13 protein-coding genes are annotated in these 12966 nt (G+C 63.8%); 10 read left to right on the forward strand and 3 right to left on the reverse strand.

Translation table 11 applies throughout. The features are described 5' to 3' along the window. Window positions 1-332: 332 nt before the first annotated feature. The 4 genes from ACO550_RS30760 to ACO550_RS30775 all read left to right on the forward strand — a co-directional run bounded on the left by ACO550_RS30760 (window position 333) and on the right by ACO550_RS30775 (window position 4080). Window positions 333-1115: a UTRA domain-containing protein gene (locus tag ACO550_RS30760; RefSeq protein ID WP_315596237.1), complete on the forward strand. Its 783-nt coding sequence runs from the start codon at window positions 333-335 to the stop codon at window positions 1113-1115. Between the two features lie 99 nt (window positions 1116-1214). After that, window positions 1215-2243, forward strand: a complete 1029-nt coding sequence (locus tag ACO550_RS30765; RefSeq protein WP_315596236.1) for a tripartite tricarboxylate transporter substrate-binding protein — start codon at window positions 1215-1217, stop codon at window positions 2241-2243. Then, a complete protein-coding gene (locus ACO550_RS30770; protein ID WP_315596235.1) occupies window positions 2240-3559 on the forward strand; it encodes an aconitase/3-isopropylmalate dehydratase large subunit family protein in 1320 nt (439 codons plus the stop codon). Before ACO550_RS30765 ends, ACO550_RS30770 begins: the two co-directional genes overlap by 4 nt. Further along, window positions 3556-4080, forward strand: a complete 525-nt coding sequence (locus tag ACO550_RS30775) for a LeuD/DmdB family oxidoreductase small subunit (RefSeq protein ID WP_315596234.1) — start codon at window positions 3556-3558, stop codon at window positions 4078-4080. The genes ACO550_RS30770 and ACO550_RS30775 overlap by 4 nt, the downstream gene beginning before the upstream one ends. On the opposite strand, the gene ACO550_RS30780 is transcribed toward ACO550_RS30775, so the two are convergent. After that, on the reverse strand, window positions 4055-4810 hold the full coding sequence (locus tag ACO550_RS30780) for a phosphoribosyltransferase (RefSeq protein WP_315596233.1): 756 nt from the start codon (window positions 4808-4810) through the stop codon (window positions 4055-4057). The two genes, ACO550_RS30775 and ACO550_RS30780, sit on opposite strands and share 26 nt — an antisense overlap. Window positions 4811-5219: 409 nt before the next feature. On the opposite strand from ACO550_RS30780, the gene ACO550_RS30785 reads away from it, so the two are divergent. Further along, window positions 5220-5384 (forward strand): hypothetical protein, encoded by a 165-nt coding sequence (locus ACO550_RS30785; RefSeq protein ID WP_315596232.1) that lies wholly within the window; start codon window positions 5220-5222, stop codon window positions 5382-5384. Between the two features lie 93 nt (window positions 5385-5477). On the opposite strand, the gene cynS is transcribed toward ACO550_RS30785, so the two are convergent. Further along, complete coding sequence (cynS, locus tag ACO550_RS30790) at window positions 5478-5921, reverse strand: cyanase (protein WP_315596231.1); 444 nt, start codon at window positions 5919-5921, stop codon at window positions 5478-5480. Between the two features lie 66 nt (window positions 5922-5987). After that, window positions 5988-6128, reverse strand: coding sequence for a hypothetical protein (locus tag ACO550_RS30795; protein WP_315596230.1), 141 nt, complete (start codon window positions 6126-6128; stop codon window positions 5988-5990). A gap of 718 nt (window positions 6129-6846) precedes the next feature. Here ACO550_RS30795 and ACO550_RS30800 point away from each other — a divergent pair. From ACO550_RS30800 to ACO550_RS30820, 5 genes are all read left to right on the forward strand, one after another. Beyond that, the gene (locus ACO550_RS30800) at window positions 6847-7152 is read left to right on the forward strand and encodes a hypothetical protein (protein ID WP_315596229.1); all 306 of its coding nucleotides are present in this window, start codon (window positions 6847-6849) and stop codon (window positions 7150-7152) included. 795 nt (window positions 7153-7947) lie between these two features. Then, window positions 7948-8889, forward strand: a complete 942-nt coding sequence (locus ACO550_RS30805; protein WP_315596228.1) for a helix-turn-helix transcriptional regulator — start codon at window positions 7948-7950, stop codon at window positions 8887-8889. A gap of 178 nt (window positions 8890-9067) precedes the next feature. After that, entirely contained in the window at window positions 9068-10264 is a 1197-nt protein-coding gene (gene gmd / locus ACO550_RS30810; protein ID WP_315596227.1) for a GDP-mannose 4,6-dehydratase, read from the forward strand. Next, window positions 10257-11255, forward strand: a complete 999-nt coding sequence (locus ACO550_RS30815) for an NAD-dependent epimerase/dehydratase family protein (protein WP_315596226.1) — start codon at window positions 10257-10259, stop codon at window positions 11253-11255. Before gmd ends, ACO550_RS30815 begins: the two co-directional genes overlap by 8 nt. Window positions 11256-11264: 9 nt before the next feature. Then, window positions 11265-12698: a hypothetical protein gene (locus ACO550_RS30820; RefSeq protein ID WP_315596225.1), complete on the forward strand. Its 1434-nt coding sequence runs from the start codon at window positions 11265-11267 to the stop codon at window positions 12696-12698. Window positions 12699-12966 lie beyond the last annotated feature (268 nt).

Below are 12966 nucleotides of genomic sequence, written 5' to 3' on the forward strand. Positions count from 1 at the left end.
CGACGTAACGGGCATGAAACACGGCAATTGCGGTGATCCGTATGCCGCTCAAGGCGTGCCGTTCCACCGCGCGGGCAGAATGTCTGGACAATGATTCCGCCAGACCAATGTCTGCTGGCCGCCGACTGGCACGCGTAGTACCGTGCACGACGGGAATCGCACGAATTTCGCCGGGTTTCTTGCGAAACTCGCGTCGCCGACGCCTGTCGGCAACAAATGCGCCGTTACACAGTGCCTGAGGCGCCGCCAACGTGTTTCATGCTAGGCTCTATGTCTGATTTACAGTACATTAGTCGCATCAAGGACTTGTTAGCGCATTCGCTAGGGAAACCATGAGTGAAGCCGTCGTTCCCCTGTATCACCAGATTTACGTGGTGCTCCGCCAGCAAATCGTGGAAGGCCGCTTTGGCCAGGGCCCGTTGCCTGGCGAAATTGACCTCGCCAAACAGTTTCATGCATCGCGCGTGACGATGCGGCGGGTGTTCGACCGTCTCGTGCAGGAAGGCCTGGTGCGCCGTCATCGTGGCCTGGGTACCTTCGTGAACCCGCACCCGGTCAAGCCGCAATCGAGTGAAGAGCGTGCCACCAGCCTGCTCGGCACCATCATCGACATGGGCGAGAAGACCTCGGTCAAGGTCATCTCCATCGACGAGGTGCACGCCACCCCGGACGTGGCGGAGTCCTTGCAGATCCAGGTTGGCGACCCCGTCATCAAGATCGTGCGCGTGCGTCACTACAAGAGCCGCCCGCTGTCCCATATCACTGTGTATCTGCCCGCCGACCTCGGTCGTCACCTGGCGCGCAAGGATCTGGAGAACACCCCGATGCTGCGCCTGCTGGAAGGTGCCGGGGTGGAACTGGGCCGCGCTTCGCAGGTATTGACGGCACGCCTGGCCGACGTGGTGGTAGCGCCGCTGCTGGACGTTCCCGTGGGTGGCGCGCTGCTGGCGGTACGCCGCGTGGTACTCGACAAGGCCGGACGCCCCGTGCAACTGCTGATGGGCCAGTACCGTCCGGACCGTTACGAATATCGCATGGAGTTGTCGCCCATGGGCGGCGGCGACAGTGCGAACGTGTGGGTGGAGAACGAAACCCGCACCGGTTTGCGCGACTAGGCATTGACGTGGGGGTCTACCCCACGTGCTACGACTTTTCCGTGCCGGGGATTCCGGGCCATACTGCGCACTCCTGATCACACCATCTAGGAGCTTTTCATGCCAGTCGTTCGCCCGGGCGCGTTCCAGGCCGCCCGCCCCGCCTGCTCGTCGTCCGGTTCCAGGCGCCGCGCGTTCAGCGCTGCGCTGCTATCCCTGGCAGCACTGCTGGCCGCGCCGGCCGCGCAGGCCGCCATTGCCGGCGGCAAGCCGATCCGCATCCTGGTCGGTGCGCCGGCCGGTGGCACCACGGACACGTTGGCGCGCACCATCGCCCAGGAAATGTCCCAGACGCTGGACCAGCCGGTAGTGGTCGAGAACCGACCCGGCGCCGGCGGCAACATCGCCGCGGACATGGTGGCAAAGAGTGCCGCCGATGGCAGCACGCTGCTGATGAGTTTCACCAGCCATACGATCAACGCCACGCTCTACAAGAAGCTGCCGTTCGATCCGATCCAGGATTTCACGCCGATCACGCTCGTGGCTACCGTGCCTAGCGTGCTCGTGGCCACGCCGAAACTGCCCGCCAACAATATTCCCGAGCTGATCCGGCTGGCCCGCTCCGAGCCGGGCAAGCTCAATTTCGGCATTGGCTCGGTCGGTTCGTCGGTGCATCTGGCCGGCGACATGTTCAAGATGATGACGGGCACCTACATCGTCAATATTCCGTACAAGGGCACGACCCCGGCCATTACGGACCTGCTGGCTGGCCAGGTGGACCTGATGTTCGCCAGCACCATCAACGTGGCGCAGCACGTGAAGGCCGGCAAGCTCAAGGTGCTCGGCGTGACCAGCCCGGCGCCATTGCCACAGTTTCCCGGCGCGCAGCCGATTGGCGCCACCGTGAAGGGCTTTGAATCAAGCGCGTGGTTCGGGCTGTTCGGTCCCGCCAGCCTGCCGCCCGAGGTCACGCAGGCGCTTTACCAGGCGGCGCGGCATGGGCTGGAACAACCGGCCGTGCGAAAACGGCTGGAGAACGATGGCGCTCAACCCAGCGCAATGCCACCCGAAGCGTTTGCCAACTTCGTGAAACAGGACGTCAAGCGCTGGGCCACCGTGGTCAAGTACTCTGGAGCCCAGCCGGAATGACCCTTTCCAGCGCCAGGGGTGTCGACCCAGTGCAATTGCCCGCCACGCTCGCGCAAAAGCTCGTCGCGCGCGCGGCCGGCGTGGCGCACGTCACGCCGGGCAGCATCGTGATGTGCAAGGTCGACCTCGCCATGTCGCACGATTCCAGTGGCCCGCGCCGTGTGGCGCCGCTGTTGCGCGAATTGGGCGCGCCGGTATGGGACCCGGCCCGCTTCGTGGTAGTTACCGATCACTTCGTGCCAGCGACGGATCCAGATGCGGAAGCCATCGTACGCTTTACGCGCGACTGGGTGCGCGACGCGGGCATTCCCAACCTCATCGACAACGAGGGCATCTGCCACGTGGTGCTGCCTGAGCGTGGCTTCGTGCTGCCCGGCCGCTTTATCGTGGGTGGGGATAGCCACAGCCCCACGGGCGGCGCCTTCGGCGCGTACATGTTTGGCGTGGGTGCCACCGAGATGGCCGGCGTACTGGTGACTGGCGAAATCTGGCTGCGCGTGCCGCAGACCATCCGCATCGACTGGCGTGGCACGCTCGGCACCGGGGTCTGTGCCAAGGACATCATGCTGTTCCTGTGCGCGACCCTGGGCTTGGCCGGCGGCCGCTACGAAGCCATCGAATTCACCGGCACGGCCGTGTCGGCCCTGCCGATGCAGGAGCGCATGACACTGACGAACATGTGCACCGAGCTCGGCGCGCAGACCGGATTGATCGCGCCCGATGCCACGACCATGGCATGGCTCGCGCAAGCCGGCGTCGATACGGCCACGCTGGCGGCCATCGATCCGCGTCATTGGCGCAGCGATGCCGATGCTCCGGTATTGGCCGCCCACTGCTTCGACGCTGCCACGCTGGTACCGCAAGTGGCAGCGCCTCACTCTCCAGCCAACAGCGCGCCGGTCACCCAGGCCGCGGGCGAGCGAATCGACATTGCGTATATCGGCGCGTGCACGGGCGCCAAGCTCGAAGACCTGCGCATGGCCGCAAGCGTGCTGCGCGGGCGCAAGGTGGCAGCTGGCGTGTCGCTGCAGGTTGCACCGGCATCCGTGCGGGACCAGCAGCAGGCCGCGCGCGAGGGCACGCTCGGCGTACTGACCGATGCCGGCGCGCAATTGCTGCCGAATGCCTGCAATGCGTGCGCGGGCTATGGCGCAAGCCGCTTTCCAGCAGGCAGCCGGGCCATTGCCTCGACCGCGCGCAACTTCTCTGGCCGCATGGGCGATGCCGGCAGCGCGGTCTGGCTGGCCTCGCCGCTGACCGTGGCAGCCACGGCCGTAACCGGCCAGATCACCGATCCGCGCGCACTGCTCGCATGACTCCTGCCCCCGATTTCTCCCGCCCCCCCGCCGGCCGTATCTGGCGCTTCGGCAACAATGTCGATACCGACGCCATGGCGCCCGGCATATATATGAAAGCCGGACTCGACGAACTGTCCCGTCACTGCCTGGAAAACCTGCGCGCCGAGTTTCCGATCGCGGTTCGCCCCGGCGACATCGTAGTGGCCGGCAGCAATTTCGGGATGGGTTCTTCGCGCGAACAGGCCGCGCAGGCGCTGCGCCATCTGGGCGTGAGCGCCGTGCTGGCGCAGTCGTTTGCAGGCCTGTTCTACCGCAACGCCATCAATATTGGCTTGCCGGTGCTGGTATGCACGCATGCCGATGCACTGGCCGATGGCGCGCGCGCCATCTTCGATCTGGATGGCGCACACGTGCGGCTTGACGACGGATCACGCGTGGCGTGCGAACCCGTGCCCGATTTCCTGCGCGAGCTGCTGCATGCGGGCGGGCTGGTCCCGCATCTGAAAACGCGCCTCAGTGCGCGAACGGACCATCCCTGAGCGGGGCGTCGCCGCGCGGCCAGGCGGCCCGGTGCGGCAACACCGACGCGCAACCGGCGTCGCGTAGCAGTGCCATGGCCTCGTCGTCAGTGGTCTGCGTGAAATCCAGATAGAAAGACCCCACCGCGCCAAAGCTGGCCGGTATGTTCAGGCACACCACCTGATCGGCCACGGCACGCAACGTATCAAGCCCTTCCGACGAGCCGACCGGGACGGCTGCCACGACCTGCGCCGCCTTGGCCATGCGCGCGGCGTCGAGTGCGGCGCGCATGGTCGCGCCGGTGGCCACGCCATCGTCGACCACGATCACGCAGCGGTCCGCCATTGCCGCCACCGGACGCCCCTGGCGATAGCGCTGCTGGCGGCGGCAGATTTCGCCCAGCTGCCGGCCTCGCTCGGCGTCGAACGCACCCGATTCTTCCGCGCGTCGCGCCCAGGGGTCGTCATTGATGACGGTGTGCGGGCCACGCCCGCTGGCATCTCCCTCGACCACGGCTCCGAGCGCCAGCTCTGGGTAGCCTGGCGCGCCGATCTTGCGAACCAGCAGGATGTCCAGCGTGCCGTCGATGGCCAGGGCGACCTCATGGGCAACGGGCACGCCGCCACGCGGCAAGGCCAGCACCAGCGCCGGGTCGCCATCGGGTGCGCGCGCGAATCCAAGTTCGGCCAGCCGGCGGCCAAGATACTGGCCGGCCTCGCGGCGGTCGGCAAAACAGGGCGGCAGGCTCATGGCAAGCTCCCGCAGATAGCGTGGAAGTGAAGAACCGCTTTCAGGGAATTGTCCCCAGAGCCAACTATAGTCCTGCGCCAACCTCACGGTGACGCTTTATTGATGCGATGTTGCGCGGTGGTTGCGGTCGTCGCGGGAGAGGGCGGCGCGGTAGCGCATCGCAGCCCGATTGGGCGGCCATTGTGGCCGATGCGCCGCAGTGCAGCATGCTGGTGCGACCCTGTTGGGCCCCTATCACGCCGATAGTTTTCGACGATTGATCCCCGATCTGGAACAGTCTTTTCAGCGTGGCCAGGCTGATCCCGGGCGTCCGGTTGCGTAGGATTGCTGCATGGCCGCAATCGCGCAGCCAGCGACATCCGAGTAACGCGGCGCCCACGAGGCCCGCCCTTGAACAGTGAGTGTTACCGTGAATCCCCAGCACATTTCCCGCACCGACGACGTGGCCGACCAACCCGAAGCCGATCTCGATATTCCGTTTGGCTCGCTCGATGCAGCCGCCATGGTCGAACTGCCCTACACGTTCCGCCAGGCCGGCACGTGCACGCGCTTCTATCAGGAATACTTCGGCTGAGATTGGGCCGGCGCCCATCGGCAAGAAGATGTCCAGGGTAGCCCGCCTGCCTGGCGAGGCTACCCTGGCGCCCTCAGTGCTTCAGTACGTCTTTCAGTACGTCTTGTAGGGCAAGAACTTTCCAGACATCTCGATCCGCACCCGATCGCCGTTCGGATCAGCCTCGCGCTGCAGATCCATGCGGAAGTCGATGGCACTCATGATGCCGTCGCCAAACTCTTCGTGGATCAGCGCCTTGAACGTCGATCCATATACGCTGACCAGTTCGTAGAACCGGTAGATCAGAGGGTCAGTGGGTACTTGCGTTGGCAGCGAGCCTTTGTAAGGCACGGTCCGCAGCCATGGCTCGGCCTCGGCGGGCAAATCGAAGATTTCCATGACGGCCCGCGCACCGGCCTCGTCGAACGTCATCTGGCCCAGGCACGCAGCGGTTGTCCATTCCTTGCTCTTGCCTACCCGTTCAGCCACCTGCGCCCACGAGATGCCGCGTTTTACCTTGGCCTCGATGATCAGGTCAGTCACATCACTGCGGTTCATGTTCAGTCTCTCCGTTGTCGTGGATGAACCCGGAGAGGACGAACGCGCCAGCGCCATCACCCTGTGCTAGGGCGACTGGGTACGCTCCATCACCGCGACCGCGTCAACGGCGCCGTCTTCGAACCGCGCGCGTGCAAACTGGGGCACGGTGAGCGGACTCAAGCCTTCAAGCGCCTGCAGTACCAGTACGATGAACATGACCGGCATGACGTCCTCCCTCGGGAATACGGCAAACAGACTGGCGCAAGCTTCATGCCACCGGATTGGCACGTATTGCCCGACGCCATGACGCATTGTGGGGCGCGTTTGCAGCCGCGCCCGCCCAGCCGGACCGTCTCGCGCACCGCCGCGGGGAAGCGGGCAACCGAGCCGGCGGATTGCGCTGACGAAACGCCCGACATGATCGAAGCGTACCCGTTTCTGCGCACAACGTGGCGAATGCGCTTACGGATGACAGCGCCTGCGAAACCCGAGCGGCCGGCTCGACGTGCCCAAATCTTTGCAGCACTCATTTCCGATGTAACGCCACATTACCAGCGGCTGACGCGTCAGACATCTTTTCGACGGCTGCGTCACATTCCATCAAACCCTTGTGGCACAAGGCCTGGCGGGTTGCGCAGAGGGTGCCGCGCGGGCTCGCCAATGGCAATTTCGATGTGAAACAGGCTTACAAGTGCAACCGCGCCAGTGCGGGACGCGCCGCTAGAGTGAAGCCGTGTTCAACGCGAACCGGATACGGAGTCCCCATGAAACGCGCAATCACCCTGGCCATCCTGCTGACCGCCACCAGCGCCCTGCTTTCAGCGTGCATCGTGGTGCCGCCTCGTGGCCCGCACTACCACTACTACAACGGCGGCCGCTACTGAGTTTCACGCTCCATAAACCGACGACCATCCGGCCACCCCGGAACAAGGAGAACCTGAACATGAAACGCCAAATCCTGCTTGCTACCGCCATTCTCGCCACGGGTGGCATCTTCGGTCTGCTGTCGCCTGCCGCGCAAGCCCACGGCTACTACAAGAGCCCGCCGCCCCCGCCCCACCATGAGGTACGTCCGGGGCCGCGCCCAGGACAGGTCTGGGTGCCGGGTCACTATGACCGCGTACACGGCAACTACGCATGGCGCGGCGGCTACTACCAGGCCGCACGTCCTGGCTACCGCTACGTACCCGATCGCTGGGAGCGCGGACCCAACGGCTGGTACCAGCGTCCCGGGCACTGGGGGCGTTGATCGATGACCGGTGCCTGACGCACCGGCGATGGCTGAAGCGGGCCGGAACCATGGGCATGTGGTTCCGGCCCGCAGCTGTATCAGAAGCCATATAAAGAGGCGCGTCGGGATCGGCAAGGCCTCAACCCTGGTTGGTTGCAGGTCGTGCGGCCGCAACGGTACAACCGGTTTTTCTTTCCTGCCAAGGCACGAGTTGCATCTCATCCTTTTGCACTAGTCCGCCAGACTCCCCACGAAAGTCGACCCCATAAATACTGACATCCGGAATATTTTCAGGGAGTTTCAGTAATGCGTCACCACACACGATTTTCGTTAATGCCACACCCCCCAAGCGGGTGAGTTTTTGATATTCGTGCAGCCATTTTCATTCGAATCGGTTGCACGCATGAAACACATCTAAAAGTGGCTGTAACAGCCGTGAAACCGCGTGGCAGGTTGATGCAAATGGCGTTTTGAATACTTCTCCAGCCAAATGCACGAGACTGGCAATGGATTATGAGTTGATTCGCATTACAACCCCGCCTGAGCCACATCCCGGCTGCTTGCATTCGTTCCAACCAGCCCATAAGATGAATTTAAGTTTCGATTTAGGAGCGAAATTTTTTCGGGTTAGGGTACGGGTCATACTTCCGGTCGCGCGGACAAGCCTTCTTACAACTGGGCATCGACTGACACGGAAGCACGGGGTTACAGCTGAATGCGCGGCACCTTCCAAGGGTGTTCGCCCTGGTCAGTAGTGCACTCCCCGCACGCAAAGCGTCCCGCATCTCACCCATAAACGGGGAGTCAAGAAGAATGAACGCCTTGCTGATCGAGGAGCATCCGCTGCTCCGGCTCGGGCTGCTGCAGATGCTCGAAACCATCCAGGAATCCGGTCACGTGCTGGCGCTGGCGCCGGCCGACATCAATCGCCTGGAGACGCCGCACCGAAACGCCGACCTGCTGGTCTTTGGCATGCCCGCCGACCAGACCGCTGGCTGGGAACAACTGGAACAGGCACGCGAGCGGCTGGCGCCGCAGCGTATCCTGGTGCTGGCCGACGCACTGCCGCTGCATGTACCCTCGCCCGATGCCGCACGCGGCATCTGCGGGTGCCTGCCCAAGTCGGCCTCGCTGGCCGTCATCGAGGCTGCCATTCGCCTGGCCATCTCGAGCGTGCAAGGCCTGATGTTTGCCGGCGAAGCCGTGGCGACGCCCGTGGCATCACGCTCCGCCATGCCTGCGGCCACATCGCTGGCATCGGCTGCGCCGCTGCCGCTTTCACCGACCATGCCGCAAGATCCGTCGTCTGCGGCGGCATGCGCCAGTGCCATGCGTGCGGCCGTCGCGGTGCGCGATCTCACCAGCCTGCGTCCGGGCCAGCCGATCGCTTCGTCGACAGCCGTGCCGCCACCCGCCATGGCCATCACCGAGCAGGAGCCGAGCTACGACGAAGCCGAAATGCTCAAGATCACGCCGCGCCAATATGAAGTACTGGTGCTGCTGGCCCGCGGCTATCCGATCAAGACCGTCAGCCGCATGCTCAATATCTCGGTGGCAACCGTGAAGAGCCATGCCTGCACGCTCTACCAGCGGCTCAAGGTGCGCAACAAGGGCGAGGCCGTCTACGCGGCACTACAACGCGGCGCCACGCTGGAATGGGTCAGCGGCGATGAGCGCGTGGCACGTGAGAGCGGCACGCATGCGCTGCGCCAGCGCCGCGACGACTCTTCCTACGAAGCAGGCATGCCAGTCTGAGCGGCATTGCCGCACCTGATCCGGCCTGCCAACGGGCGCCACCTTCGGGCAGGCGCCCGTTTTCACATTTGCGCACAACGTCCTCCCTCTGCAGGTGCCGACTATGTGGGCTACCAGACAGTGACCCAATTGGGCCAACCATAGAGTGGTGCACATCGGTAACCAACATGGGATGGTCATGGGCGCACACGATCTGGACAAACTCGGACGCGATACGGCTGATGGGGCGGCACCGCGCGGACGCAATGGCACGCGACGTGCGCTGATCACTGGCATCACGGGCCAGGATGGTTCCTACCTTACCGAGTTCCTGCTTGCGAAGGGCTACGAGGTACACGGTATCAAGCGGCGCAGCTCGCTGTTCAATACCGAGCGTATCGACCACCTTTACCAGGACCCTCAGGCTGAAAGCCGCAAGCTGATCCTGCATCACGGCGACATGACCGACACCTCCAGCCTGGTGCGGGTGGTGCAGCACGCCCAGCCCGACGAAGTCTACAACCTCGCGGCGCAGAGTCACGTGCAGGTATCGTTCGAGGAACCCGAGTACACGGCCAATACCGATGCGCTGGGCACGCTGCGACTGCTTGAAGCCCTGCGCATCCTGGGAATAGAAAAGGACACGCGCTTCTACCAGGCGTCGACCTCCGAGCTCTACGGGCTGGTGCAGGAAATTCCGCAGAAGGAAACCACGCCGTTCTATCCGCGCAGCCCCTACGCTGCCGCCAAGCTTTATGCGTACTGGATCACGGTGAACTACCGCGAAGCCTATGGCATGTATGCGTGCAACGGCATCCTGTTCAACCACGAAAGCCCGGTGCGCGGCGAAACCTTCGTCACGCGCAAGATTACGCGCGCCATTGCACGCGTTGCGCTGGGGCTGCAGGACACGCTGTACCTGGGCAACCTGTCCGCGTTGCGCGATTGGGGCCACGCGCGCGACTATGTCGAGATGCAATGGCTGATGCTGCAGCAGGGCGCGCCGGAAGACTTCGTGATTGCCACCGGCGAGCAGCACAGCGTGCGTGAATTCGTGGCCTGCGCCGCCGAGCGGCTAGGCATTACGGTGACATTCGAGGGCACTGGCGTGGACGAAGTCGGCGTCATCTCGGACATCCGCCGCGAAGGCCGGCAACTGTCGTCGCGTTGCAAGGTTGGCGACGTGATCGTGCGTGTGGACCCACGCTATTTCCGTCCGACCGAAGTTGAGACGTTGCTGGGCGATCCCACGCGCGCGCGCGAGAAGCTCGGCTGGACACCGCGCACCACGTTCAATGAGCTGGTGAATGAAATGATCGAGGCGGACTTCCTGTCAGCACGCCGCGATGCGCTGGTCAAGATGGCAGGCTTCCGGACCTATGACTACCATGAATAAGCCTATTCAACGAGTATTCGTGGCCGGCCATCGCGGCATGGTCGGCTCCGCCATCGCGCGTGCGCTGTCCAAGCGCGACGACGTGGAACTCGTCGTCCGCACGCATGCCGAACTCGATCTCACCGACCAGCAGGAAGTCCGCTACTTCTTCGCCACCGAAGGAATCTCGCAGGTCTATCTTGCAGCGGCGCGCGTGGGCGGCATCCACGCCAACGACACCTACCCCGCCGAGTTCATCCAGCAGAACCTGATGATCGCGGCCAACGTGATACACGAGGCCTGGCACAACGGCGTCAAGCGTTTGCTGTTCCTGGGGTCGAGCTGCATCTATCCGAAGTTCGCCGACCAGCCGATCAAGGAATCCGCGTTGCTCGGCGGCGAACTTGAACCCACCAACGCGCCCTACGCCATCGCCAAGATCGCGGGCATGATGCTGTGCGAGACCTACAACCGCCAGTACGATGTGGACTACCGGTCCGTGATGCCGACCAATCTCTACGGGCCCGGTGACAACTACCACCCCGAGAACAGCCATGTGATTCCGGCCCTGATCCGACGTTTCCACGAGGCCAAGCTTGCGGACGCGCCCGAGGTGACGATCTGGGGATCGGGAACGCCGATGCGCGAGTTCCTGTACTCCGACGACCTGGCCCGTGCATGCTTGCACGTCACGGGCCTGTCCCGCCAGTCATACCGGACACACACGGGCAAGGCGGGCTTCCTGAACGTCGGTACCGGCGAGGAGGTCTCGATCCGCGAGCTGGCGCTTCAGATTGCGCAGGTGGTGGGCTATCAAGGCAACATCGTGTTCGACAGCACACGCCCCGACGGCACGCCGCGCAAGCGACTGGACTGCAGCGTCATCAGCGCAACCGGCTGGCAGCCGCTGGTCGCACTGGAATCGGGTCTTCAGCTTGCTTATCAGGATGCAATCGCGAGCGGGCGGCTTGCCGTTGGCACGCAACCCCACGCGCTGGAAACGCCCGCCTAGGAGAGCATCATGCATATGTCGCGCAATCTCGTGTGGGACATCGTGCTGACAGCGACACTGCTGCTGATCGTGGGCTACTGCCACGCGGTGTCGCATATCGATTCGCCGATGCTGCTGCTGTCCACCTTGATGCTGGCCGCCACGGTCATCGTTCACTGGTGGATCCACACGCGGGAGCGCGCGCCCTCGCTGGCCGATGCAGGCGTGCTGCTGTTCGAGATCCTGTTCCTCGTGGTGGCCCCCGCCGTGCAGCGCGCCTACTTCGACGGGCAAATGGTCAATACCGGCGAGCTCGACGAAAGCCGCGCGGTGGCCACCAACCTGCTGTGCATGCTGTTCGTCATGGTGTACGTTGGCACGCGATGCTATATGGCGCGGCGTGACCGGTACCGGGCCCTGCGGCCACGCAGGCCCGGCCCTCCGCATCCGCTGAAGCTGAACGTACCACGCGCATTCGTGATGCTCGGCGTCGCGACCGTGGCCGCCTTGCTGTCATGGCAATCGGTCGACCTGCGCGCCCAGTCGGAAATCATCGACGCGACCCCGCAATACCTGCTGCAGCAGAAGTTCCTGTGCTTCCTGCCGGTGCCGATGCTGCTGATGCTGCTGAACGTGAAAGGACGCAACCTGTTGCGCCAGCCATTCTGGTTGATGGTTGCGGTGTTCCTGCTGCTCTGCGTCTTCGTCTCGCAGAATCCGCTGATCGAAAAGCGTAACGCAATCGGGCCGGTCTACCTGAGCCTGCTGCTGATGATGGTGCCCTGGTTCTCCCGCACGTCACGCCGGCAGGTGTCGACGCTGCTGTTGCTGATGGGCGTCTTCTTTCCGCTGCTATCCGTTTTCACGCACGCCGACATGTCTTCCTGGCATCCGTCGGACGTGCTCGATCCCTGGCTCTATTTCTCGCACTTCCTGGACCTGCACTACGATGCCTGGGCCAATATCAGCACGGTCCTGGAAATGGTCAACCGTGACGGCCTGCACTATGGCGAGCAACTGCTGGGAAGCCTGCTGTTCTTTGTGCCCCACACGCTGTGGGAATCCAAGCCACACGCTACCGGGATCGACATCGGCCAGTTCCTGATGGCGTACTACAAGCTTGATTTCGACAACCTGTCGGCGCCACTGATCGCGGAAGCCTTTATCGACTTCTTCGTATTCGGTGTAGTGGCCTACGCAGCAGCGCTGGCGTGCATCGTGCGCCTGCTCGACAAGCTTTGCCACGGCACTGGCGCGGTGGCAAAGCCCGCCGGAATCTACTTCTCGCTCTTCCTGATCTTCGCCCTGCGTGGGGCACTGATGATCGCCGTGGCCTACGGCAGCGGCGCCGCCATCGCATTCCTGACCATCGGCTGGTTTGTCGGCGGCCAGCGCGGCCACCGCGCAAAACGCACGCGCAACATCCAGCCGCTGCGCCCTACGCCGGTTCGCCCGGTGCTGTAATCACACGCGCAACTCTGAAAGTACCGTCACCCGCTGCTATGCGCTCCCCTCGCCCAGGAAATGGGAGAGGGGTGGGGGAGAGGGGTGGGGGAGAGGGCCGACGGTGCACGCTGAGACAGGTCGCAATTTGAACCTCATGCCCTCTCCCCCAGCCCCTCTCCCGCGCCGCGGGCGAGGGGAGACCACCAACGACATATCAAACGCTGATGGTTCGCTCTGTGGTGGTCTAATTTCCTCAGACAGGTCGATAGGTGGAAAATCACGATCG

The sequence above is a fragment of the Cupriavidus sp. genome (assembly GCF_057315035.1).